The sequence below is a fragment of the Paenibacillus sp. JT22N1 genome, assembly GCF_059692155.1.
Window position 1 is genome coordinate 714,107 of record NZ_JCAUAW010000001.1, and the last position, 26,605, is coordinate 740,711.

15 protein-coding genes, 1 pseudogene and 1 riboswitch are annotated in these 26,605 nt (G+C 48.6%); of the genes and pseudogenes, 11 read left to right on the forward strand and 5 right to left on the reverse strand.

All coding sequences use genetic code 11. From position 1 onward, the window contains the following. Positions 1 to 6 precede the first annotated feature (6 nt). From AC58UU_RS03135 to AC58UU_RS03165, 7 genes are all read left to right on the forward strand, one after another. Positions 7 to 879 carry a carbohydrate ABC transporter permease gene (locus AC58UU_RS03135; RefSeq protein WP_497312867.1) on the forward strand — a complete coding sequence of 291 codons (873 nt, stop codon included), beginning with the start codon at positions 7 to 9 and terminating at the stop codon, positions 877 to 879. A 45-nt stretch (positions 880 to 924) separates the two neighbouring features. Further along, the gene (locus tag AC58UU_RS03140; RefSeq protein WP_497312869.1) at positions 925 to 2,646 is read left to right on the forward strand and encodes a type 2 periplasmic-binding domain-containing protein; all 1,722 of its coding nucleotides are present in this window, start codon (positions 925 to 927) and stop codon (positions 2,644 to 2,646) included. A gap of 18 nt (positions 2,647 to 2,664) precedes the next feature. Then, complete coding sequence (locus AC58UU_RS03145) at positions 2,665 to 4,008, forward strand: sialidase family protein (protein WP_497312871.1); 1,344 nt, start codon at positions 2,665 to 2,667, stop codon at positions 4,006 to 4,008. A 230-nt stretch (positions 4,009 to 4,238) separates the two neighbouring features. Further along, positions 4,239 to 7,037: a glycoside hydrolase domain-containing protein gene (locus AC58UU_RS03150; RefSeq protein WP_497313150.1), complete on the forward strand. Its 2,799-nt coding sequence runs from the start codon at positions 4,239 to 4,241 to the stop codon at positions 7,035 to 7,037. Positions 7,038 to 7,844: 807 nt separating this feature from the next. Continuing rightward, positions 7,845 to 9,194 (forward strand): ABC transporter substrate-binding protein, encoded by a 1,350-nt coding sequence (locus AC58UU_RS03155; RefSeq protein ID WP_497312873.1) that lies wholly within the window; start codon positions 7,845 to 7,847, stop codon positions 9,192 to 9,194. A 101-nt stretch (positions 9,195 to 9,295) separates the two neighbouring features. After that, positions 9,296 to 10,177 carry a carbohydrate ABC transporter permease gene (locus tag AC58UU_RS03160; protein WP_497312874.1) on the forward strand — a complete coding sequence of 294 codons (882 nt, stop codon included), beginning with the start codon at positions 9,296 to 9,298 and terminating at the stop codon, positions 10,175 to 10,177. A 15-nt stretch (positions 10,178 to 10,192) separates the two neighbouring features. Further along, positions 10,193 to 11,020 (forward strand): carbohydrate ABC transporter permease, encoded by an 828-nt coding sequence (locus AC58UU_RS03165; RefSeq protein ID WP_497312876.1) that lies wholly within the window; start codon positions 10,193 to 10,195, stop codon positions 11,018 to 11,020. A 62-nt stretch (positions 11,021 to 11,082) separates the two neighbouring features. On the opposite strand, the gene AC58UU_RS03170 is transcribed toward AC58UU_RS03165, so the two are convergent. From AC58UU_RS03170 to AC58UU_RS03180, 3 genes are all read right to left on the reverse strand, one after another. Next, the gene (locus AC58UU_RS03170; protein WP_497312878.1) at positions 11,083 to 11,925 is read right to left on the reverse strand and encodes a helix-turn-helix domain-containing protein; all 843 of its coding nucleotides are present in this window, start codon (positions 11,923 to 11,925) and stop codon (positions 11,083 to 11,085) included. A 38-nt stretch (positions 11,926 to 11,963) separates the two neighbouring features. Then, positions 11,964 to 12,722, reverse strand: coding sequence for a phytanoyl-CoA dioxygenase family protein (locus AC58UU_RS03175; RefSeq protein WP_497312880.1), 759 nt, complete (start codon positions 12,720 to 12,722; stop codon positions 11,964 to 11,966). A gap of 352 nt (positions 12,723 to 13,074) precedes the next feature. Next, entirely contained in the window at positions 13,075 to 13,383 is a 309-nt protein-coding gene (locus AC58UU_RS03180; protein WP_497312882.1) for a cytochrome P450, read from the reverse strand. 348 nt (positions 13,384 to 13,731) lie between these two features. Between AC58UU_RS03180 and AC58UU_RS03185 the strand changes: the two genes are divergently transcribed. Continuing rightward, positions 13,732 to 14,211, forward strand: a complete 480-nt coding sequence (locus AC58UU_RS03185) for a hypothetical protein (protein ID WP_497312883.1) — start codon at positions 13,732 to 13,734, stop codon at positions 14,209 to 14,211. Between the two features lie 535 nt (positions 14,212 to 14,746). On the opposite strand, the gene AC58UU_RS03190 is transcribed toward AC58UU_RS03185, so the two are convergent. After that, the gene (locus AC58UU_RS03190; protein ID WP_497312885.1) at positions 14,747 to 17,824 is read right to left on the reverse strand and encodes a polysaccharide lyase family protein; all 3,078 of its coding nucleotides are present in this window, start codon (positions 17,822 to 17,824) and stop codon (positions 14,747 to 14,749) included. A gap of 191 nt (positions 17,825 to 18,015) precedes the next feature. Further along, a riboswitch (cyclic di-GMP riboswitch) is annotated at positions 18,016 to 18,115 on the reverse strand. 502 nt (positions 18,116 to 18,617) lie between these two features. Here AC58UU_RS03190 and AC58UU_RS03195 point away from each other — a divergent pair. From AC58UU_RS03195 to AC58UU_RS03205, 3 genes and pseudogenes are all read left to right on the forward strand, one after another. Continuing rightward, positions 18,618 to 18,824: pseudogene (locus AC58UU_RS03195) on the forward strand (transcriptional regulator); the annotation flags it as partial. Positions 18,825 to 19,245: 421 nt separating this feature from the next. Beyond that, complete coding sequence (locus tag AC58UU_RS03200; RefSeq protein ID WP_497312887.1) at positions 19,246 to 20,409, forward strand: DUF4317 domain-containing protein; 1,164 nt, start codon at positions 19,246 to 19,248, stop codon at positions 20,407 to 20,409. A 605-nt stretch (positions 20,410 to 21,014) separates the two neighbouring features. Next, on the forward strand, positions 21,015 to 25,061 hold the full coding sequence (locus AC58UU_RS03205; protein ID WP_497312889.1) for an FIMAH domain-containing protein: 4,047 nt from the start codon (positions 21,015 to 21,017) through the stop codon (positions 25,059 to 25,061). Positions 25,062 to 25,186: 125 nt separating this feature from the next. On the opposite strand, the gene AC58UU_RS03210 is transcribed toward AC58UU_RS03205, so the two are convergent. Further along, positions 25,187 to 26,359 (reverse strand): ROK family transcriptional regulator, encoded by a 1,173-nt coding sequence (locus tag AC58UU_RS03210; RefSeq protein WP_497312891.1) that lies wholly within the window; start codon positions 26,357 to 26,359, stop codon positions 25,187 to 25,189. Positions 26,360 to 26,605: the final 246 nt, after the last annotated feature.

Here is a 26,605-nt window from a genome sequence, read left to right on the forward strand (position 1 = left end):
AGGGAAATGCTCAAAACACGATTGTCCATTTTTGATACGTTGATTGTATTTTTTATCAGCTTATTTTCGCTTGCAGTCCTATATCCGTTCTGGCAAACACTTGTTCTTTCTTTCTCGGATGCTAATGGCGCGTCAACGCTTGGCTTTCATCTATGGCCGGAACAATGGGTGGCGGTTGCTTACCGGTTTGTGTTTAGCTATCAAAATATTATTTCCGCCTATCTCAATACGATCTTACGAACCGTAATCGGCACCGCGCTCATTGTGTTCTTCACCTTGCTGGTTGCCTATCCGCTTTCCAAGAAGGATTTGCCTTACCGTAATTATTTCACAGCCTTTTTCCTCATCACCATGTTCTTCTCGGGGGGATTGATTCCCAATTACTTATTAATTAAAAGTTTAGGTCTCCTCGATAATCGCCTTGCGTTAATTTTACCTGGAGTTGTTAATGTGTTTTCGATTATCATTATGCGTAATTTCTTGATGACGATCGATAAAGGACTTGAGGAGTCAGCGCTAATAGATGGAGCCGGTTATTTTAAAATTTTGACCAAGATCATCGTCCCTTTATCCAAACCGGTTATTGCGACTGTTGCGCTTTGGGCGGCGGTGGGGCATTGGAACGCATGGTTCGATGCCATGATTTATATCCGTGATCCTCAGAAGACAGTTCTGCAGATGGTGGTCAGGGAAATGATGGTCGCCCTGGATCTGTCGCAGACACAAATGGGCGGCGGCGGAATGTCGAACACGAATTTGCTTCTCAGCAATGTCCGCGCTGCGACGGTCATGATTTCCATAGGTCCCATCATTCTCATTTACCCGTTCGCGCAGAAATATTTCATCAAGGGAATTATGATCGGCTCGTTAAAAGGTTGATTTCATTTGTTTACAGATATGACAAATATAGGGGAGGCAGTTCATATGAAAATTCGCTTAAAGGTTTTATATTCGGCGTTGCTAGCCGGATCCTTAGTTCTTGGGGCGGCAGGCTGCAGTCAGAAGGATGCATCCGACGTTAATTCCACAAGCCCGGCTCAAGGGGACAAAGCTTCGGGGCTGCCCGCGCCGGGGGACTTCTCCAAGAAGCTGGACTTGAAGCTATCCGGGTCATTTACAAGAGGGAAAATCGAAGACGGGAACTGGGTGCAGAAAAAGCTCGAGGAAAAGTACAACATCAAAATCAATAACGTGAAGGTGGACACGTTTAACAAAGACCAGGTGCAGCTGATGGTCGCATCTGGAGATTTGCCGGATACGTTTGCCTTTACGGCTCAGTCCCTGTCGGCATCGGAATTTTACGAAAACGGCCTGACGAGAACGGTCCCGAAAGAAATGTTGAAGAAATACGCGCCCCGTTATTCCAAAATGCTGGATGAGAATGTTCCAGGCTGGGATATGAATTTGGCGCCGGGCAAGAAAGACGAATATTTGACTCTCGTCGGGTATCAGGGACATACCAAAAATTTAATTTGGGCTCCGACCTTCCGGCTCGATTGGCTTGAGAAACTGGGGATCAAGCCGCCGGGCGACATTAAGCCTATTGGAACAAGCGGCGGCCTGGAACGGATCTACTTCACGGATAAGGCGTATACGCTGGAGCAGACGGAAGAAATCCTAAAGGCCTTCACCCAGAAGGACCCGGACGGCAACGGCAAAAACGATACGTATGGCATGCTGCCGTTCAACAACGCATTTACTTCCTGGGGAAGCACCCTGCTCGGGGCATACGGGGTAGCTAGCGGCTACAACCTGGAAGAGAACGGCAAGCTGACGGCCGCTGAAATTTCCGTTAAGTACAAAGAGTTCTTGAAGATGATGGCGAGATGGAATAAAGAAGGCTTGATCGATCCGGAGTGGACGACGATCGACGTGAACAAGAGCTGGGAGAAATACAAGCTTGGCAAGGCCGGTTATTATCCGGCGCAACCTGCTTATGTCGGTATGGACGCTTGGACGAAGGGACGCGCTCCGGCGAACATTGTGGAGAAGGACCCCGCCGTTAAATTGCTCGTGACCGCGCCCGAGATAGGCCCGAACGGGCAGCAAGGGGAAGGCGCCTTCACCCCAGTCAACAGGCTGGGCGATGCTTTCTACATTTCCAAGAAGGTGACGGATGAGCAGCTGGCGCGTATTCTGCAAATCTTCGATTATATCAACTTTGATGACGATTCCCGCTGGACACTTTACGGAGAAGTCGGTACCCAATCCACATGGCAGGGAACTCCGGAGAAGTCGGAGATAAAAGTCAAGCCGGAGTATCCGGAGAACGAAGGGAATATGGGCTTCTGGGCATATAACTTCAGATCGTACGATGACAAACGGGCGTCATATCAGACCTCCGAAGCAACTACGAAGTTGAAGAGTGATTTCTTCGGCAAACCGGACGTGTTGAAGAAGATGGAAATCAGACCTTTCAAATGGGATTTGATGAACCAAACGAAATATGCCGATCTGAACAAACAATATAAAGGCCAATTGGATACGATTGTGAATGAATTCCGGTTGAAGGCCATTGCCGGGCAAATCGATATCGATAAGGAATGGGATAAATACGTGCAAAACTATTTGAATAGCGGCGGAAAAGAAATTTTGGCCGAACTTGACAAAGCGCCGAAAGTAGCCGATTTGTTGAATCAAAAATAAAAACAGGGTGTGTATCTCATGAAAAAAAGCGAAGCCATTACGTTGTTCTATCCGGGTTTGGCCGGATCGGCGACATATCGAATCCCATCCATGATTACGACTGCTAAAGGAACGATTATCGCCGGCATCGATGCGAGAATAAGCCACATGCAGGATAATCCCAACAAGATTAATACCGTAATTCGCCGTAGTGTTGATAACGGAGAAACATGGGGCTTTGTGCAGGAGCTTGTGTCTTATCCGGGAGAAGGACTGGATGGGGCGGCGGCGATCGATACCGCCCTGCTTCAGGACGAAGAAACGGGAACGATTTGGATGCTGTTTTCACATACTCCCGGCGGCATCGGCTTATGGGCGTCCGAAGAAGGCACAGGGTTCGATGAGCATGCAAACAGGCTTTTGTTTGACGGCCTCGGGAACGTCTATATCCTGCTTCCGAATGGTCATGTTGCCAACAGTCAAGGAAATTTAACCCCATACACGGTTGATGAAGAGGGGAACGTCCATTTTGACGGGGTAAGAAAGGGCAATATCATTTTGAAAAAAGGCGTAGATCCCGAAGAAACTTTGTTGGAGTCGAGAACATCCTTCTTGCAAATCATCAAAAGTGATGATGACGGGTTGACATGGTCCAGGCCGATCGAGTTAAACCCCGAGGTTAAAGAAGCATGGATGAAATTTATCGGGTCGGGCCCTGGAAGAGGGGTTCAGCTCAAGTATGGCGCTTACCGGGGAAGGCTTGTGTTCCCGATTTATTTTTCGAATCCCAATGGAAAAATGTCATGTGCCGTCATTTTCAGCGATGATCATGGGAAAAGCTGGCGTAGGGGCACCTCTCCTAATGACGGAAGACGTTTCAACGGACAGATTCTTTCCGCCGAGACGTTAAGCGCGGATGGTGCGGATTTGACCGAATCGCAGCTGATTGAGCTTCCGAATGGCGAGCTGCGAGTTTATTTGAGAAACCACGCCGGTTTACAGCGGACCGCAGTGTCAGTGAGCAAGGATGGCGGAGAGTCCTGGAATGAGCCGGAGTATGATCAGGATCTGCCCGACCCGACATGCCAATCCAGCGTGATGACATACCCGGATTTGAGAGACGGGAAAACAAGGGTTTTGTTTGCAAACCCTGCGGATCCCCGCAAGCGGACTAGCGGAACGATTCGACTGAGCGAGGATGGGGGAAGCACCTGGAAGTATGCCAAGCAGATCGATGAGTATACGTTCTCCTATTGTTGTTTGACGGTTTTGGTTAATGGGGACATTGCGCTGCTATATGAAAGTGATTTTGATTTTTCAGAAAATAAACCGATAACGGTTAAATTCACAAAGTTCACATTGGATTGGATCTCGTCATCCTGACAAGAGCCCAACTGGAACGTCCATTGTTGAGAGCTGATCAAATTTCGGCGGGGATCAGACGGTCCTCGCTTTTTCCTTTACATTTGCTGTTCAATTCGTTAGGAGGAGTAGAAATGTTGTTGCCTCCAGGCAAGTGGAATCCCAGAAATAGCGAAGGAGCTTTCTTGGAGCTGCTGGATGACCGCCTGCTGTTCGCGTACAGCCGCTTTACAGAACGAGAGGAGAGACCGATGTCCAATCCAACTTATGAACCGAAGTTTGAAACCAGATGTTTGCATTCGCTTGTGAAAGTGTTTGCCGATACCGAGTTGAACGAATCGCCGTTTTCACGCGCTACTGTTTTGCATAATGAAACGTATGCGTTCCAGGTTGCATACCGCACGAATGCTGCATACAAAAATATACAAGTATCTGCCGCATCCGATCTTTCGGATTCCATCATGATTCGCACGGTCGGTCTTGTTCCTTCGGAATTTCCGATGTATGCGGACCATGACGGCAATTTACTGCGTTCGACGCCGGGGCTGTACCCGGACCCGCTTTTTCCGATTGACCGGGATGGCGTAAATGCACTGCCGAATCAATGGCGTTCGGTATGGGTGAGCTTGGACATTTCGCAGCAGATAGCCTCCGGCATCCATTCGATTCAAATCCGTTTTGCGCTAGAAAATGGCGATTTACTCGGAAGTGAAACGTTCGAGCTGGACGTCGTGCCGGTATCGCTGCCGAAGCAGCGATTGGTTCATACGGAATGGTTTCATACGGACTGTATCGCCACTTACTATGGCGTTGAGGTGTTTAGCGAGGAACATTGGCATCGTATCGGGCAATTCGTGCAAACGGCGGCCTGTCACGGGATGAACATGCTGCTGACCCCGCTGTTTACTCCTCCGCTTGACACCGCAGTAGGCGGGGAGCGCCCGACGGTGCAACTCGTCGACGTAGAGAAGGACGGAGGAACGTACCGATTCGGCTTCGATAGGCTCAAACGTTGGGTCGATATGGCAACTGTCGCCGGCATTCAATATTTTGAGTTTTCTCATCTGTTTACTCAATGGGGGGCGAAGAACGCGCCAAAAATTATGGCGATCGAGAACGGCGAATACAAACGCATATTCGGTTGGGAAACGGATGCTCACGGCGAGGCGTACAAATCGTTTCTCGGCCAATTTTTGCCGGCGCTCGTCGACTTTATTCGGGCAAACGGGTTGAATGAACGCAGCTATTTCCACGTATCCGACGAACCCAATTTGGATCATTTGGAGTCGTACCGAAGCGCTAGCGAGACAATAAAAGGTTTTCTGGAAGGCTTCCCGATGATCGACGCTTTGTCAGATTACGACTTTTATGATAAAGATCTTGTGGAATATCCAATACCGGCCAACAATCACATCGAGCCGTTCCTCGAGAACAACGTGCCGAACTTGTGGACGTACTACTGCTGCGTGCAGTATCGTGATGTTGCGAACCGCTTTTTCGTATTCCCGTCGGTCCGGAATCGGGTGCTCGGCTTACAATTGTATAAATTCCAAATCGCCGGTTTCCTGCATTGGGGATACAATTTCTGGTATTCACAGTATTCCAAAAAAGCGATCGATCCGTTCCGCGTAACCGATGCCGGTCAAGGGTTCCCATCCGGAGATGCCTTCCTCGTTTATCCTAGGGAGCAGGGACCCGTTGAATCGCTTCGCCTGGAAGTATTTTACGAAGCCATTCAGGATTTACGTGCACTTGAACTGCTGGAAAGCCAAATCGGCCGGGATGCTGTACTCCTACTTCTGGAAGAAGGCTTGGAGAAGCCGATCACGTTCAGCGATTATCCGAACGATGCCGACTGGCTTCTTGGGAAAAGGGAGCAAATCAACCGTAAAATTGCCGAGTCCTGTAGCGGAGTTCCATATATTCGTTTAGGATATACAATACCTTTTATTGATCTGTCAACCGAGAAAGAAAAGCAGGTACTTACGGACAGAGAACCCGGCCAATATCTGGGACAACCGGATTCTGTGCTTTTAAATGACGGAACCATATACACCGTGTATCCGAAAGGTCATGGTATTGGACCGCTTATCTTGAAAAAGAGCAGCGATGGTGGCCTTACTTGGAGTGAACGTCTTAGCACAACTGCAAGTTGGGCAACGAGTCAGGAAACACCTACGGTTTATAAAATTGAAAAACCGGACGGAAAAATAAGACTCGAATTGATTAGCGGTTTAGTTAGAGATGGAAATGTGGGCTTTCAAACCGCTTACTCTGAAGACAATGGAGCAACATGGAGTGAGCTTAAGCCTTATTTTCAAGATCAAGGTAAAGCGGGAATTGTTGCACTGGCAAGCCTAACAAGGCTTAAAAACCCAGACGATAGTTGGGCCTATCGTTGGATGGGCATATTCCACGACTTTTCGTATAACAACTGGAAAACATATCTTACGTTCGATGCGAATGGAAATGAACAGTGGAGTACTCCTGTGAGGCTACTGGCCGAGCATGACGCGATTGAGAAGTATGCGGGGCTTTGCGAAATTGAAGTGATCAGGTCGCCTGACGGAAAGCAGCTCGCGTTGCTGGCAAGGGCACAGTTTAAAAAGACCAATTCGATGATAGTATTCTCCAATGATGAAGGAAATACTTGGACCGAGCCGAAGGAAATGCAAGGTGCATTAATGGGCGAGAGACACAAAGCAGAGTATGATCCGGTGTCAGGTAGACTCTTAATCACTTTCCGCGAAATCATTAGAAGAAGTGCTACTAATTTGGATGATTGGGTAGCAGGAGATTGGGTTGCATGGGTCGGCACCTATGATGACCTCGTTCATTTCAGGGAAGGCCAGTATCGTGTGAGGTTAATGGAGGATTATACGCCTTCAATCAGAAGTGGAGATACCGGGTACGCCGGAAATGTCGCGTTGGCTGATGGCACTTATGTGCTGACATCGTATGGTTATTTTGATTCACAGGATACGAGAGCGCCTTATATTATGACGGTTCGCGTAAAACTAAGTGAACTAGATCAACGTATGAACAATTAGCCCAACTTTCCGCCGATCGATTACGATCGCTCTCCACAATACATTACCCTTGATGAAAATTCGAGCAAGCGTTCGGCGACACAAACACTGTACCATTCAAAAGCCTGAAATAAAGGGCGACTTTGGGGGGGCTGGGCAAGCAACACTTTTATCCAATCAATACGCTGCGGTTGAACACAGCTAGTGGAATTTTGACCGAAGCATCATTACTCGAGATTGATTGATATCGAAGGTTAAAAGCATAGACTAATTGAAATGATGCGGGCTCTAGATTTGATTCTAGGAGCTCGTGTTTTTTATTGTAATCATTCGCTTTGGCGTTAAAGGCTGCGGAATAATGGTCAAAGAATTTGCAAGTGCAGAGTCTAACGACATGAAAATATCTCCAAACAAACCCTGATAAATCGAGGTTTGTTTGCTTTTGTGTGGATATTCTTGTCGTTCTTTTGCGACGAGAACTTCCACACCTCGGCTGCTCCTGCTCCCATCCCCGGCCAATGACAACTACACCACAAACACAAAAAGGAAGCTCTACACCGTTTATCCGAGAGTGGTTTTGGAGACCTGTAAGATGGATTACCTGATCGCAGATGCATTCGAACGGAGAATGCGGGGGAAGGTAGCTTCGAGACACTAGCTATTAAGCCCATAAAGTAATCAGAGCATGCTGCTTCAATCATTCGCTAGATATCAATCTCAGACACAATTTAATGGATGTTCGTGCATTCCCAATTGTAAACGCATACATTATGATTTGAATTATAGACAGTCTTACTAATTATTGAAATTGGAAAGGGTGTATAAATAGTGAGAAAAAAGTGGTCATCGATTTCTGCAGCAATTGCTTTAACATTTACGTTAACTGCTTGTACGCCTAATGTCGGAGAACCTGCTTCTGTCGAAAATAAAAAAGCGGAGCAAACAAATACTGACGGGAAAAAGTTAACATTATGGGTGTTTGCAGAGCCCCATAAACGGTTTTTTGAGGCCATAAAGGAAGAATTTAAGAAAAAACAGCCCGAGGTTACGGTTGAGATTAATTTAATGGAAGGTACAGCTCTTGTCGATAAATACTTAGTTATTTCCAAGTCTGGCGGAGATGGCGCACCGGATCTTATCGATATCGAGCAATCACAGTTTCCTAAATTTATTCGCAGTGATATCCCCTTCGTGCCTTTGAACGACTATTTAAAAAGCAACAACCTGACCGAAGTGATGTCCAAAGGACGGCAGGCGCTGTATACCATTAACGACAAGCAGTACGGGATCGAGCATGCTGCAACCGCCTCTGCTCTTTATTATCGTAAGGATTTATTTGATAAAGCAGGAATTAACGTAGCCGAGCTAAAGACGTGGGATCAATTTACGGAGCAAGCCAAAAAATTAGTCAGCGATAAAAAATATATCTTCCCCGGAAACTCATCAACGAAAACCGGAGGAGACCAAACGTATTTCGAGCTGTTCATTAAACAAGAGGGCGGAGATATTGTCACCAAAGACGGCCACCCCGGATTTAATACACAAGAAGGCCAAATAGCTTTGAAGCGGATGTACGCATGGAAAAAAGACGGCATCATGGATAAAAACTATTACGACGGCCCGGCATATTGGGATCAATTCAAGAAAGGGAATTACATAGCTGCTTTTGGTCCGGATTGGTGGGTCAATCTGCTAGCGGATAACACACCGGAGCTGGAGGGAAAATGGGCGGCTGTTCCAATGCCTTTGGGCGGCCCCAAATCAGTTCCGACTACCGTATGGGGCGGAACAGGGCTGATGATTTCCAAGTTTTCCAAAAATAAAGAATTGGCCTGGGAGTTTCTGAAGCTTGCTCAATTAACTCCGGAAAACTCGGTCAAACGCTTCCAAGTTGTTAACCTGTTCCCTGCGCTTCTCACTTCCGTCAAGGAGAAGGGCTTGCATGAGCAAAGCAAATATACGAAGTACTTCGGCGGTCAGGATCTGGGAGATCTGTACGGTAAGCTGGTAGCTGTAGCCCCGAACCAGAACCAGGCGTGGTGGCGGACCTTGTTCGCGGATGCTTGGAATAAGTATAGATTTGAATTGGAGGAAGGCAAGCTGACTCCCGAGCAGTTTCTGCAAAAGGTTGATGATGAGCTGAAGCAACTGATTAAGAAAAATGAAACTGCCGGTTAAACGGTAGGCGGACTAAACTCTACAAAGGAGATGAGGGGGAACCTGCTTCTCCTTTCTTCTTGTTATAAGGTTTGGACATTGGGCTTAAGGAGGGCTGAACATTGCAAATCAAACAGTCAAAGTGGTTTAAGCTTGCACCGTATCTGTTCATTAGTCCTTTTTTCATTCACTTCGCCGTGTTTAGCTTATATCCGACTCTGTACGGCTTCTGGCTCAGCTTATACCAAGGTGTCAGTAAGCTGACCTACTCAGGATTTAAAAATTACTTGCTCGTTATGAATGATGATGTTTTCTGGAAATCGATGTGGAACGGGCTGAAAGCGTCAGGGGGCAGTGTCTTTATCATATTACCCATTGCTCTTATGGTTGCGTTGCTAATTAACCAGCCTTTCGTAGAAAGGAAGAAGGGGTGGTTTGCGACCTTCTTTTTTACTCCCAATATTACATCGTCTGTTGCGGTAGCGATCATCTTCGGATTCATCTTCAACAAATCTTTCGGCTTTCTAAATACGTTGCTTGCTTTTGCTGGCATCGATCCAATCGGTTGGCTGGAAAATCCGAAGTGGACTCTTCCCGCATTGATCATTTTATTAACATGGAGATATTTGGGCATTAACATCCTTTATTTTATGGCAGGCCTTCAAAATATTCCTCGAGAGCTTATTGAGGCAGCCAAAATAGACGGGGCCAACGCGTTTCAAAGGGTGTGGTATGTGACATTGCCGCTATTGAGACCTATTATGACTTTTATCGTCTTTCAGGCGATTATCGGGTCATTTACCATGTTTGCCGAGCCGTTTGTGCTTGCCGGACCCGGTCAGTCCGGACCGGAGCAATCGCTGCTATTCCCGACCATGTATATTTACCAGCAAGCCTTCCGGTTGCAAAACTTCGGTTATTCGTCTGCAGTAGGTTATGTGTTTACTGTCATATTACTGATCGTAGGCATTATTCAAATCCGGTTGTTTCAGGAAAAAAAGTAAAGGGGGAATGCTACAATGACAGCAAACCGAGTTCACCGTATAGCTGTATATGCTGCCTTGGCTATATTGAGCTTATTATTCAGTCTCCCTTTTCTTTATATGATAGGGATGTCATTTAAAACCTATGATGATATCGTTGCTTCCCCGTTGAATCCGTTCCCGCTTCATCCGACTCTGGACAACTTTATTTTGTTGTTTGAAAAAATACCCTTCTGGACACAATTTTTCAACGGAGTTTTTATTGCCGTAGCGGTCTCTGTGCTCTCAATGGTTGGTAATGCACTGGTTGCTTATGGCTTCTCCCGGTATGACTTTAAAGGGAAAAATGTATTGTTTACCATTGTGATTGCAACAATTCTGATTCCGTCGCAGATGACGCTGGTTCCAAGCTTCATTATGTTCAAACAGTGGGGCTGGTTGGATACGTTCTTTCCTCTAATATTACCGGGAGCCATATCGGCTATTAACATCTTCTTGATACGCCAAGTGATGATGGCGATACCAACAGAGCTGTATGAAAGCGCACGGGTGGACGGCAGTACGGAATGGCGGACGTTCCTGAGCATCGCAGTTCCATTGTCCATGAGCGGTATCGGAATTGTAGGGCTTCTCAACTTTATGAATTCGTGGAACGACTATTTAAGCCCGTTGATATTTTTAACCTCCGAGCACAAAATGACGCTTTCCGTAGGCATTTCGACCATGAACAATCCCTATAAAGAGGATTATGCTACGCCGATTACTGGAGCGTTTCTAATGGCGGTTCCCGTTTTGATTCTTCTGAGTGTTGTGGGCAGGAAATATTTTATCAACGGAGTTGCGGCAGGAGCGGTAAAAGGATAATAAAAAAGCCCGGCATTGCGCTTAGTAAGCGCTAACCGGGCTTTAAATGCATAATAAAAAGTTTAATATTTCGATTCTTCAGAGCGAAAGGGCTTGTTGTAGTGCTCCTTACGAATTTCGCTGGGTGTCAGACCGGTATGGCGCTTTATGGTGCGGGCGAAATGGTAGGAGGTTTTAAAGCCGGACTGTTCGGCTATTTCACCGATATTCAGGCCTGTACTGCGCAGTAATTCCAAGCCTTTTTTTACCCGGTATTGCCATAAGTATTGGATCGGCGTTACCCCCTCATCGCGATGGAACATGCGGATCATATGCTCGGGCGTTTTTCCGGTAATTTTGGATAATTCGCTCAGGCTGAGCTCTTCACCAAATCTTTCGTGTATGGTTTTCACTGCAAGGAGAACAGCCGGATGTTTCAGATGATTCAGTCCCAAATGCAAATGCTCCGTCGCATACAACCACACAGCGGACCGGCCCAGGGCTTTTGCGACTTCATCCCCAGAAGTGCATCCGTCGTTTTGCAATGACATTAGCATATTCGTTAATTGATTTAGTCGCGCCGTCAAAGGGATGTATAGCGGTAGCGACTCGAAATAAGCCGATGCATCCGGTAATAGTGGCTCGACACTCACAGCAATCCAGCGGTGCCACGTGTCACGTTTTTCATTAAAATGAAAAAGCTCCTCATGTCCCGGTTTGAGCAGCGCAATGCTCTCAGGAGGAACTGAGTGGGGGACGCCGTCAATTTCTACAATCATGGATCCGCTATGTAACAGGACAAGTTGCAGATCCATCTGAATGCGCGGTCCGTATTTCCCTCCGGGGCCATAGACCACGGTACCTGCGTAGGCACTGGTTACAACAAAAGAAGGTGGAATGACTTCCACCTTGGATTCTGTTTCCATACGATCTTTCCATCCCTCTCGGACAGCCTTTTCCTTCATTATACTAGAGGGATTTTCTTTTTCAAATCTTCTCTTTCGATTGTTGAGTCATGACGGATGTAGTGGCATACATAGGATCGTCTCCAACGGTTAGAACGGTTCCGTGTAGAAGAGTGAATAAGGTTGCTGTCAAAAATTAATATATCCCCCTTATCCAAAATAACCGGAATTTCCCTGCTCAAGTCGATGTCTTCCACCTCATGGGTCCAAGCCTCATGTTCCTGTAAATTTTTCACATCTCCATGGGGCAGAATTCCGAGCTTCTGCGAGCCGGGGATAACATATAGGCAACCGTTTTCTTCATTCGTATATTCCATGGCAACCCATGCGGCGGTCAACGTATTCGGATCGTTCTTGATATAGTAATAGTCTTGATGCGCCGCTTGTCCGGGGGAACCGGGTTCTTTGTAAAAGTACATGCTTTGCACGCCGGTAGCTTCATCGCCCAGAACTTGGGCCAGCGCGCCGCGTACAATCGGCAACTTCATCATTTGCAGAGAAAAACCGTCATGCAGATGAGGATTGAACAACCGGAGGGAAAAGCGGTCCTTGTCGTCCACCACGGTTCCGCCTTTTCTTGGTTTTGCCCATTCGGGCATAGAATCGGAGGAACGGATAGAATGAATATGCGAATTAAAGACATCGATCAGATCGTCGCTGCAGCCGTTTTTAATGATAATATATCCGTCATCGTGGTACTGCTTGATCTGTTCTGGTGTTAGCGGATTTACTCTCTCCGATTGAACTTGAATGCTCATAAAAAAGCCTCCTTTTTTAGTATTAAACTGATGTGTAACTCCATTTCATATCTATATATTAGTTGATTTAAAAGGGGAATAAAATGCACGCGGATTCAAAATTTTGTGTCTGTAATTGATAATATTAAAATGATTTTCATGTCGCTAAAAGTTATGTATCACACTATTGTGGGTATTACCTTGTTTGTTATAGAAATGAGTTGATTTAAATGAGATCATTACCTAATATGATTGAGAAATATTAATGGGTGTAAAAATAAGGTTTTATATAGCCCCCGTAATTACAAAAAGACTACTACCTAATTAGAAGGAAGTAGTCTTTTTTACGCGAGATACACAGGTCATTCTCAATCTAAAAAGCGACGGGCAGGTCAGCTAGCCCCTGTGAGCTCAACGTAAACTGCCAGTTGACACTGTCCCTTGGAATGCGCAGTCGCAGGTTGGGCATTCGCCTTAGCAGAGTGGTAAACGCAATATCTGCCTCCACGCGGGCCAGCGGCGCCCCCAAGCACATATGGATACCCTGTCCAAAGGCGAGATGACGATTGATTTTACGAGTAATATCCAGCTCCTCCGACTGCGTATACTGCCGCTCATCTACAGTTTGCTCGTCGAACAAACAAACAACATTGTCGGATGACAAGAACATTGTCCGAATCATGTCCCCGTAAACCGCGGACTTTTTTATTAATGGGGTTCCGGTTGAAGAGGCTATTCGTCAGTCAAGGGTAGCATACACCATTCTCCGTCCTAACAACTTCTTTCAGAACGATTACTGGTATCAGGAGGCGGTACTCCATCACCAAATTTATCCGCAGCCGATTGGTTCTAACGGGTTGAATCGCGTAGCAGTAAGGGATATTGCGGATGCTGCGGTAATGCGATCCTTCGGGATGGTTATGAAGGGAAAGAATACCCGATTTACGGTCCGGATCCGCTGACAGGAAATGCGACAGCAGATATCTACAGCCGCATCATAGGGAATGACATCCGCTATGGGGGAGACGACTTGGATGCATGGTTTGAGCAATCGCGAACTATTCTGCCGGATTGGATGGCCGGCCTGTTCTGCGTCGGTTTCTCGGCTTACGCTGGCTTGGGTGCCGGCGCCAAACTTTGTGTCGATGAAAAAGGGGTATCCGCTTGCGGTGAAGCCGGGTTTGGGATCGGCGGCGGATTGGAAGTAGATCCGTTCGAGAATATAGCGGATGACGGCGTATCGGTAGAAGCGACAGCGAAACTTAAAACGCCTGCGGGAGGCATTAGCGGAGGGATCAAGTATAAGCAAAATTTTGACGGGAACTGCCCTCAATTTGGCGGTATTTTGAAAGCCGATGTTGGCCCTTACAGTGTTGATCTATTGAATCCAAGTAAATCCGGCAGGAAATTTAAACTGGATGGTCTAAAAGGAGGCCCAAGCTGGGATATGAAGAACATTAAACCGGGATTGAAAGCGGAAGCTGCCATCAAGGGCAAAGTCTGCGGCTAGATTAGACACCCTTAAATCAGTAGCTGTAGTCTGAATAGAGTAGGCCAATCATATGGCTTACTCTTTTTTTTATGCTGTAAAATAATGACATAATGCGTTTATGATATTTAACAGGAGGCGTCCCACTATCAGGCAATGGGTGAAAGTTACAGTGGCACAACTAAGTTTTAAGTGAATAAAGAACCTGGACGGTTAAATTAGAACAATAACCTACATCAATAATTCAAAGAGCTAAATTGAGTTTCTTCTCAATGTAGTTTTTATCATTTAGAGACCGTTATTGATCTTCCTTCCACCTCCTCATGTATTGCATATTTATACATGTACTGTATATAGACGCGGGTTTTCGGGCTACGTTTTGATCACTGCATGGTCGAGGCGTTGAGGACATGGTCGAATAAGGCAAGATATTCATAACCCCGACCCGAATAAGTATCGGACCGGGGTTATTTGTTGTTAACTGGCGGGATTCGAAAAGGTGCTATCAATATAAAGATGTCGCGAAGCGGCCCGCCAAAGCTGTGATTACAAACGTCTAGTTCGTTTGTCGCAGGGTCTGCTGCGGACCGTTTACGCTGTAGCGGTTAAAGGTCACTTTGCCTTCCACGTTGACGATCCGAAGGGTATGGTCGCCGTCCGGCAGATTGTTTTTCTCAAATACAACTTTATTGTAGCCTTCGAGTTCGGCGCTGGTCAGGTCAATCGTGCCCTGCAGCACGTTGTCGATATATACATCCGCTCTGCCCAGATTGCTCTGCACGTTCGACAGCCAGCGGACGCCGGTTCCCGTGAAACCGAAGGAGGCCACCTCTCCCGGCGATTCGGTTTCGTTCCAGCTTCCGTTGTCATTGGTCTGGATGCCCGGAGAATAATAGACGCCCGGATCGTTAAAGGCGTAATCGTGCCAGCCTGACTCCGTCGTTAACGACTGTTTGGGAATGAGCTCGGCATAGTCGATATTTACGCCTCCTGTATTGCTGCCGTCATGCCGAAGCATTACCGTGTTTGGCCCTTCTACAAGCGTGATATCGGCCGTTATGCTTTTGTAGGCGCCGGTGCCCGTGTTCTTGCCGGTTGAAACGAAGGTCAGCTTCTTAATCATCTTAGCGCCCACATAAAGATTTAACGTGGCGTCCGCCGAAGTGGCGTAACCGATGCGAAGTGAATAATCGCCGGAGCCCGGCATGATGTTAATGATGCTGATACTCGATCCGCTGCCGTGCATGTCGCGAACATAGCTGCCACCGGAGGCGGCGTAGTCTGCGGCCTTCTTAGCGATGCCGCCAAGCTGGCCCTTCTCGGCCTCATACAGCGGGCCCCCAGGAGTAACCGGCATATCCTGCACGGTCAGCAGAACAGGGTCGCTCGGCGCGGAGATGTTGCCCGAATCGTCGAGCGCTTGAACCGTATAGGAGTAAGTGCGATCGTAGGCGATAGTCGTATCGGTGTACTTCGTCACTGAAGACGGCAGCACCGCGATTTCTTCTCCATCGCGGTAAAGGCGGTAGCCGGTAGTCTTCCGGTTGTCGGCTGCTTCGTTCCAGTCAACCGATGCGGAATTCCATGTCGCCATGGCCGCGCCAACCATGACCGGCTTCTCCGGCGCCTGGTTTTCCTTTAGCGTCAAATAGAGCTGAACCGCTTCTCCTGCGGCTATGGTCAGGTCGAGATCCAGGTTGGGGGACACGCTTCGGTCATCGACCGAATAGGAAGCGTTCAGGGTGCTGCCGTCTCTGTACTGCTCCACCCGGTACATGCCGCTCTCCGGCAGCGTGACCCGGACACTTACATGGCGTGCCGGGGTGCCGACCGGTTCGAAGTTCACTACACTGATGATCCGCTTGTCGGACGAGGCACCGACCAAAGACGTTCCAAGTGCGCGCGTATCGACGGCGCGGACATAGATCTTACGGCCGGCCGATTCGTCGCCGCTGAGGAATGTGTAGGGCAGCGGCGCACCATGCGTCGCATAGGCTGCCGCCAGTCGGCGGAAGGTCCGCAGTCGGGTTTCGCCGCCTTCCGCCGAATTGGCCGCCCAAGCCGCCGTGTCGGCCGCCCGGTGCGTACTCCAATTGGCGGAACGAACAAAGAGCGCATAGTTCGGGGAGGACGAATCGAATGCGGTATGCTGCATGATATGGTCCGCGTAGCCGATGTCCCCGCGCAATTCCCGGTCGAAGACAGCGGCGAATTTATACGCTGAAGCACCGAACTTGCTCTGGTCGGCGTGCATATCGTTCGCTCCCGTTTCGGTCATGACCATTTCCTTCGGCAATCCTTCTTCCGTGCCGCCGTTATAGGTCAGCAGATTCTCGTTCAGGGCGCCTCCGCGCGCCTGCGCAAGTCCGGACAGCCCGTAGCTGTGGCCGTTCGTCAGGTCCGACAGGGCTTCGATCGGCCGCCGCTGCGCGGGATCCCGCTCCCAGCCGTACGGCGTTCCTTTGGTTGGCCAGTAGGCCCAGCCGGGAGCGACGATCTTGACCCAAGGGGTGCTTTGCTGTTCCGACTTCAGGAACTGAGCCAGCTCCACGAGCGAGGATTGGTTATGATTGAACACGCCGGGTTCATTGTCCATTTCCAGATAGGTGAAATAGGAGCCATAATCGGCCATGAACTGGCGGTAATAGGTCTTCATGCTGTCAGGCATGTGGCCGGCGGTCATGTCTGGGCCGTTCATAAAGTCCGTGCCGAAGATCCCTCCCACCGGCTGCAGATTCAGGTCCTTCATGGTCTTCAGGTAGGAGACGATGCCGTCCTGCCACATTTTCCTCGTGTCAGAATAGAAGCCCGTCCGCATCATATTCCTGCTGTAGGCAATGCCGAGCCATTCCATCAAATCGGGCAGGAGCCGGGTTACATCGTCGTTGATTGCAAATGAATTGGTGACGGCGGTGCCCAGATGCACATACCGGCCATGGATCGGCTCGGACGCCGGGGCGGAGAGCGCGGTCATCGACAACTCGTCCCACTCGTACCACAGGTTTGCATCCCCCGAAGTATTGGAATAGGACCCAGCGTACACCTCCAGCTTTAGCGTATTTTCCCCGGCCATCAGCAGCTCGTTCGGTATATACAGTCGGTAGAGGTCGCGGTAGGCATAGGCTCCGCCGCTGCCGGCGGTTCCGGCAATCTGCAGGAGCCCCGCCATCCTGCCGTTCGAATAAACCGCTATCTGAGGAACGGAAATATAGGCATTCAGGATGTGAACGTCGAATTCCACGCCGTATGCTGGCAGCGCGGACAGTGTGTAATCGATGCTAAGCGTTTTGTTGACGCTAGCTTTCATGCCTTTCGGGAATACCTTCCAGTCGCTTGGTGCAGCATACGGCAAGTAGACGGCGTAAGAAACGGTCATGGCTTTGAAATCGGAGAATTCGGCGGAGCTTCCGTCATGGACGCCGATGGTCCAGACGGTTCCGGCAGGCGGCTGCATAGCGGCTTCGGCAATGGTGGAGTCGGCCGGGATGGACAGGCTGCCGATGGCAAGCAACAACGCCATGAGAGAGGCGATGATTTTGGCGAGGAAACGGTAAAGGGAATGTGAAGCCTTTCTTGCGGTCTTTCCAGGTAATTCGGGGACGGTTCGATCGTTTTTTTTGCATTTGCTGATCATAGTAAATTCTCCTCCGGTTTAAAATACCCCTTTACGCCGCGGGTTTGCTTGGGTAGGCAAACCGGCGCCCGGCTTGGGCGGAGGAGGAACAACTTTTCATAAACGGCGGCAATCGTTCAAAAAGCTCTTCCCCCGGAACGTCTGAGTGCCGCGCTCCGTATAGAGCGTAGCGTTCAAAGGACATTCTTTTTTCCGGCAGCACGGCTGCCACCCTCGTTCTCCGAATGCAGAGACGAAGAAGGCCCTATGGCTTTGCGTCCTTGCCTTTCGACAAGTTTGCCTTTGTCACAATGGGTGAAGCTGTTTGAAGCATAAGATGGGAAATTGGGACCAGAGTGACGGTCGACAAATTTATACAAAAACTGCTGCGGTTGCTTGGCGTGAGAAAAAGAATGGTAGGTAAAAAGTTGTGTTTTTTTGGAATGATGATAGCCAAGTCAACCTATATATAAAACTTACAGCGGTTTAATAATAGTATCGTCTCGGCCGGGATGATTTGTTAGTATGTAAGAAGGAATGGTCCTTATTGACTGGGTCGAAATAGATATAGTGGGTTTAAATGCCTATTAATCTCTCGTTTCACTGGGCTGAAAGACAGGCGAAGGATCCGAATAGTCAAAACATGATTGCCAGATCCCGGAGCATGAACGGTAACGGAGATGATTTGGAGTAGAAGTTACTTCAAATTTTGACATAAAGTTACAAAATGTTGCAGCGGATTTGATTGTAAATCAGGACAAGCAGCCTAAATAACAAAACAACCCGGTGATGGTTTCATGGTGCGAATGGTAGGAGGGTGCTTCCTCCAATCGCATTCACTGAGGTAGAGGCTGTAGCGATTATTTTTGCGGTGCATGCTTTGCGCCATTACTCCTCGCTGCCGTTCGAAGCGGAATCCGCCTCAGCGCTGAATAAGTTCTATCTTCATATGCCTGAAGACGTCCGGGACCGGATCGACGGCATGAAGGACCGGGTCGATTTCATTACCCCGACAAGGCGTGGCGATGTGTTGTCATAATTTTTGAGAAAATTTTCAGAATTAGTGAGGATAGATTCTCAAAATAGTTGAGAAATCTATAATAATGCATTAACATACAGGAAGTAGTTTATCCAAGTCTTCAAAAGTAGAGTTATTAAACCAATTACGAGACCTGTGGAGTGCTATTCACTCTAAGTTTGGAACGGAAATAAAGGGAAGTAACGGTGGAAGCCCTTCTCATGAAGGGCTTTTGTTTGTGTGCCTCACAGTCGCACAATCTAAGTGGTTCAAATCCACTCGGTAACTTTACCCTTTAAAGTGCCGTAGCCGAAGTAGAGATCCTAATCCAGCAGGCAGGAAGGCAAATCATCCGTTACAAATTTCTAATTCAATCATTAGTACTAGTAAGGCCATTTTACTTCATAGGAGCGTCTGAAGGACCATGATAAAGAAAGAAATCGCGCATATTCGCAAGCATTTTAAATTGGATAACGAAATGCTTAAAATCCACGATATTTTTAACGTGTATATCATGAAGGAAAGCAACGAGATCTACCATTATGAGCGCCAACCGTTCGCCCTAGTAGACAGGGAAAAGCAGGAACTATATATGCTCAATTTCAAAAAACTGCTGACCGGCGAATTAGATCAGAAGATGTATGAGTTAAAGTTTCAGGAGGAAGCGGAGCAGCCTACACAGGTGCTTCTCCATCAAGGTTTAGTGACTGGTAATGCGGAAGAATGGCAAGATCTAATGCTTTTGTTGGTGGAAAAAATGTTGGTGGATACCACATACGAACAGGATACAGTGATTACTTTCGTTCGCGGACAATATTCACGGCCGACTAAGAGTAGGAACGAAGATGCCATGGAGAGCGAAAAAAACGAGATGTTCGCGAATCTATTCATTCTGTGCAGCGTGAATTCTACGGAACAACAGAAGAAAACGCTCATGTTTGACTATGTGGAGAGAGAATTTAAGTATAACGTTTTCGTAGATCCGATCATCAAATTGAACACGCCGGAACAAGGTTTTTTCTACCCTAGTGTGACAGACAACTATTCCGACGTGAATCGCATTCTGTATTGCTCGGGGAGAGCGCATGAACCGAATTGGCATTTCATCGATCAAGTCTTAAATGCAGAGAAGACCGTGACAGCGTTAGAAGAGAGAGCCATTTTTGAGGACATCGTGAAGGAAGTGGCGGGCGATCAACTTGATGCCGCTACGATCGCTCATGTGTATGAGGAAATTCATCGGGTCATCGAGTCCAACGAGGATGAAGAACCTCCAAAGCTGGACTATAAAGATGTGGAACACATGCTGTCGGTCAGTGGTGTAGAGGGCGTGACGATGGAAAAGGTGGAACGAGCGTTCCAAAATGTCGTCGACGACAAAAACTATGAACTCAAAGCAAGCAGCGTCATGCCGAAGTTCACTTCTAAATCGATTAAAATTGATACGAAGATAGCCACGATTTCGGTCAGTCCTCAAGATTTAAAGTACGTGAGACAGGTAAATTATCAAGGAAAACGATGTATCTTGATCGAGGTCGACGAAGACGTCGTGATCGAAGGATTTACGCTCAGTACGGAGACGTTGTAGAGTAGGGAACGTTTACGCAGACGGCGCAATTGGCGTGCTCAGTTTTGTTAAATTGGGCGGGTGTCACACCGACAAGTCCGCTCTGGTAAAGAAGTGAAACTCAGCCCATGCTTATATGCATGAAATTTACGGCATGCCAGATGCAACAAACCGTCAATTTCGCCACGGTGCATAGAAAATTCTAATCATTCTGGAACAACAATTGTTGTTTTGTTTTAGAAATACTTTGAAAACATTTTTATACAATTAAATAAATATACAAAAAGAAGCGGACTTCTGATGATTCTCAGTTGTCGGCTTCTTTTTTGCAAGGTAGTAATCTATGAAGAATAAACTATTGTACCCCATTTGCGGTCAACGCAGCTTTAACTGAAATCTCCGCTGTCAAAGAATGCTATGGCTCTGCTTACACCCCTCACTTAAAACCCATCGCCATATCTTAAAAAAACCTTTACAAAAACAAAGAGGAAACGTGGCCTTGATAGCGAATGATATTTATCAGTAATTAATAAATCAAATAGTTTTATAAATTAATTACTAGGATGGAGATGTTTCCTGTACTTCGAAATCATTGTGTAAATTGATAACAAGGAGATGACTAACAAGTGAAAAAGAAACTGTTAACCCGCTGCTTCACCTGCCTAATGGTCACACAGCTTGTCGCCGGCTCTCTGCTGAATCTTAGCAGCCCTGCAGCTGCAGAAAGCGCAGCCGCCATCGAAGCGGCAGCTGGAATCCCCCGCATGCTCATTACTGAAATGGTCCCTGACTCCGGTGGAGACGATGCGCTGGGAGAGGATCCCTTCGAGTACCTGGAGGTTTATAACAACAGCGACCAATCGATTGACTTCAAGGACTACTCTATTTTATACAGGTACCCGGGGGAGCCTGGCCAGGATTTATTCTGGCGGCCTTACACCGATAAACAGATTATCATCCAGCCTAAGCAGGCTATGGTTTTCTGGGCGGTTACGGCGTCAGGGGAGCCCAAGACGGTGGCTGACTTTAATCAGCATTTTCAAACCTCGCTCGTTGAAAATAAAGACATTGTCCGGATTCCCGGCGGTCTTAACAACCTGAGGGAAAGAACCCTCGTGGTAGCTACTAATACAGGAACCGACATTGTACGTGCGAGCTTTAATCCAGGCGTGATCGATACAGCTGCGGATATGAGTATCGAGTACGGCGTTCCAGACGCCGGCAGTCTCGATATGAAGAAGCTCAGCTCCAAGACGTTGCCGGCCTCCCCGGGAACCTTCAACCCGGCTAACGTACCCGCGGAACCTGTCCTCACTGTGAACGACCCTGTCCCGCCGTCGGTAAAGGATCTTTCGGATCACTCCGGCATTGACCTGATCAAGCCGATTGAGCTGATGGCCGAAGCGGCAGATGATCGTCTTCTTGCGTCCGTTAATCTATACTATAAATCCAACAAGACGACGAATTATAAAATGGTAACCTCGCCGCGCGGCGCCGACGGACGCTTCCGCTACTCGTTGGAGATGATGGAATGGTTCGGGAGCCCGACACTCGACTACTATTTCCAAGCATCCGATACCTTCAACACAACGTCAACGGCTCCGAAAACGATCAGCCTGGCCGGGAATGAGAAAAGCCCTGCGCTGAACGTTCTTGATGGCGATGTTCTGTCTGGTGAGCGGGTTCTGATCGGTTCGTCTAACACCGCAGGGTCCATGTCGCTGTCGATCGACGGCCAGCCGGTCAGTCCAACGGAACGAGCCATGGAGAAAACGGCTTATTTTGTATTTGAAGCGGACGACATAAATGTAGGGCAGAACGTGACCACCATGGGCAGCGAGACGCTGTACTTGATTCCGTTCCAAACCAATGATTACAAAACCATGGTAGTGCCGGTACGGCCCGATTTGTTCAAGTACGGTCAGGCGAATCCGATTGCCCTGCGAGCGGGTTCATCAACCCGACCTTATTATGAGAACCAGCCGGAGCCCGGCCTGGATGATTTCAATATCCGCAATGTCCGGCTTGTTTTGGCGGACGGTACGGTCATCCGCGACCCGAAATATGCGAATCCGGCCACCATACTGGACATGGGAGATAACGGACGCTTCCTTCCGGTTGTGTACTTCAACTTCACGATTCCCGAGCGCTATTGGGACGGGATCTCCTACCGATGGAACACCGCAGCAGCCGTTGACGGACCTCATCGGGTCGAGGTGACTCTGCCTGACGGCAGCAAGGACACAGCGAGCGTGATGGTAGACAATCAAGGTCCGGTTGTAACTGCGAATATTACGGAAGGCAGTACTTACAAAGGGGCTTTTGAGATACAAGCTTCCGCATCGGATGCGGCTTCCTCCGTCAAATCCTTCAAGGTGAATCTGGATGGTAAGCTTATTGAGGTTCCGTATTCCACCTCCTCTGCAGCTCTCACTCCGGGGGAGCATAATCTTGTGCTTAAGGCTGTAGACGCCGGGGGCAAATCGACGGAGAAAACAATCAAGTTCACAACGCCTGCAGAGCTTCCGGGTAAGCCGCTCCTAGCGGCGCCGGCGGACGGTGCACAGGATACGGACACGAATGTGAGCCTGCAGGTATCGGTTTCCGATCCGACCGGCGACCCGCTGAACGTGAAGTTCTTTAAAGGGCAAAAGATCACCGCCGCGGACGCGGGAGTGACCGCTTACAAGCATGCGGCTGATGTAGAGCCTCCTTTGACCTTGACGAGTCCGGGAGAAACGCAGCTGACCGCCGAAGAACAAACAGCCGCCGGAGCCTCCGATGACCGTTACGTCACTAATGACTCTACTGAACAGTTTCCTTATCAGCGCTTTGAAGTGGAAGTGATGGCGGAAACAGGCGCCGGCGATCGTCTCGAGCTAAGTTGGGAAGGGCATTCGCTCAAGGGTCGTAAAGTAGGTTTGTACGCATGGAATTATCCTGCGGCAAAGTGGGATTCCCTAGCGTCCACAGTGGCCATTTCCGAGGAAGACTTTAACCTCTCAGCGGCGGTGGACGGCGGCAATTATGCAAGAAACGGCAAAGTCCAAGTCCTGATTCAGGACGAGATTCCGCGCCGTGAGCAGTACGATTTTACCATTGCCTCTATCCCGGACACACAGATCTACGCGGAAATTCAACCGGAGTATTTTGAGTCCCAAGTCAATTTCCTGCGCGATGCCAAAGAATCGATGAATATTCAATATGTGATGCAAGTGGGGGACATTGTAAACTCCGCAGGCATCAAAGGACAGTGGGAACGTGCGGATAAGTTTATGAAGGTGGTGGAAGACGCCCAAATTCCTTGGGGTTTAGTCGCGGGCAACCATGACGTGTTCGACGGAGGAGCGACGTCAGTGCCGGATTACTCGGAATTCTCGAAGTATTTCGGAGAGAACCGCTTTAAGGATAAGCCTTACTACGGAGAGTCTTACAAAGATAACAAAGGTCACTATGACCTGATATCAGCAAGCGGCAACGATTTTATTTTCGTCTACATGGGCTGGGGTATGAATGATGAGGATATGGACTGGATGAACAGCGTTCTGAAGCAGTATCCGGATCGTAAAGCGGCCATTGTGGTTCATAATTATTTGCAAAATAACGCAACGAGATCCGCAACTGGCAACGAGATTTACCAGAAAGTAGTAGTTCCGAATCCTAACGTATGGATGGTCATGAGCGGTCATTTCACCGGAAGTGCACTGCGTACCGACCAGCTTGACGATAACAAAGACGGACAGCCGGATCGCAAAGTGTACCAGATTCTTAATGATTATCAGGGCATTCCGAACGGCGGAAATGGATATTTGAAGCTTTTGCATTTCGATACGGAGACGGATACCGTCTATGTTAATACGTATTCGCCGTATTTGGACGATTACAATTATTACGATCCGAGCAAGGACGAGTTTAAGCTTTCGGTGGACCTGAAGCCGATGGTGAAAAGAGTGGCGACCGACGCGATGACGGTAAAAGTATACGCTAACGATGCGATTGGATTGGCGCAGGCGGCCAGCGGTTCCACAGCCATGGTCAACTGGAACAACCTGAAAGGAAGCACGGATTACGAATGGTACGCACTGGCGGAGGATAGCTTCGGCGGACGGACGTACTCGGATATTTGGTCCTTCCGCACCCGGGTTACCGTTGAAGCGCCGCAAGGCGTGAAGGTGGCAAACGTGACTGCGAGTTCGGCGCAGCTGAGCTGGTCCCCGATAACGGCATCCGACGGAAGCAGCGTGACCTACCAGGTGTATGGTAGTCATGGGGCCATCTCCACGGTGACCGGCACGGTGTACAATTTGACGGGACTGGAGCCGGATACGGTGTATACGTTCCAGGTCAAGGCTGTACACTCGTCGGGAGCGGTATCTGTGCATAGCGAGCCGGTAAGTTTTAAGACATCGATCGACCTGCCTACTCTGCAGAACGGCCTGCAGCGCTTCATTGCTTCCGGCAAGGTTAGCCATCCGCTCTCCAAACAGCTGGAGAATGTACTAAGCCAGGCGGAGAACCATATGCAGAAGGGACAGCGGGATCAGGCAGCCAAGAAGATCGAGGACTTTTTGATGCACCTCTCTAATAAAGCACATCAAGATTTGGTTGCTGCGGACGCTCAGCAGTGGCTGAATGATAAAGCTGAGGCCCTACTTCGCATCTGGGGCCGATAACCTGCCTGCAATGCGCTAATAAACGAAAAGCCCCTGGAAGATTTCTCATCCCTTCCAGGGGCTTTTCGTTGTGAAAATATCGTCCATAACCCTGTATTTCCAGTTTTCTGAAGGGTGACTGCGAGTTACAGCGACAAGCTGTCGAGCGGGATCTTGAACACGCTCTGCAGGACAAGCCCGACGGCCAGTGCAGTCTCGTCCTCCACATCGGTGAGATGTAGGAACTCTACATTCCGGCACGTTTCCGGCACTTGGGCCATCACTCGAACTTTGAGTTCGTCGACGAACGAGTCCCCCCATACTGGTAGCATAAACCCGGTGAGCAAAACCCGGTCCGGATTGAGCAGGGTGACGATATTGGCAACGGAGTAAACGATCGCCGTTCTCACCACCTCGCTCAGCCGAACGGTTTCGGGGTCTCCAGCGCGGACAGCTTCGTTGAACTGCTCCCAACTCCGACCGAGCGTCCGCAGCAAGCCCCTGGAGGAAGCCAATGTGGTTAGGCACCCTCTGCCGCCGCAGTAGCACTCATAATCGTAGGGCGGCATAAACGCCTTATAGTGGCCAACCTCGCCTGCTACGAAGGAGGAGCCGGTGACCAGCAGCTTCTCTACGACGATGGCGCCCCCGATGCCTCTGGCTAATCTAAGCGTCACATTGTTTTTGGAGGAAATCAGACTTCCGCCCATATTTTCGTTGAGCGCAAGCAGATTGGTGTCATTCTCCAGAAAGACGGGCAGCCCGTACTCATCCTCGAGCAGCTTCGCCAGCGGTATCCGCTTCCAGCCGAGCCCCGGCGAGCGAAGCAGAATGCCTTCGGAGGAGTCAACGAGTCCATGGACGCTGAAGCCGATTCCTTTCAGGCAGGTAGGGTCAGGGATCTGGCCCATGAGTTTGTCGATCACGCTGCGGATCACCCGGAGCAAGTCCTCTTCGGACTCGTAACGGTCTGCCTTCACTTCAGCTTCCGCCAAGCGGACATGCTGAAAATTATATACTGCTCCCCGTGCCGATGTGCCTGACAATTCAATGCCAATCGCACTGAATCGGGAACCGTTAAGCAGCAGGGGAACGCGCTTACGGCCGCTGCCGCTCTCAAGAGATTGCGGTTCGCCTTCGACGATCACTTGATCCTCGAGAAGCCGGTTGACGATGTTGGTGACGGTTTGCTGACTAAGTCCGGTTTTACTAGCTAACTCTACACGGGAGATCGGACATTCCGAATAGATCAGATGCAGCACCTTCTGCTGATTTATGGATTTAAGCAGCGTGTGGCTTGCATGTTTCAATGTGGACATAAGTCGACCTCTTCCTTGAACTGAACACGTTTATACTCTTAGTAGAAATTAGTTTACCACGCAGGTCATTACTGGGTAAAGACAGCGATTTTGTCGAAAGATTTCTGTTGTATCAAAAAGAAAAAAGAGGTAGGATAATAATAAATAAAATTGATTTATTAATTGGGTGTAAATTGTAAACGTGTTCATACCTCGTTAATCAGCGATTTTTAACAGATCCCTTACAAAACGATAATCATCGCCAAA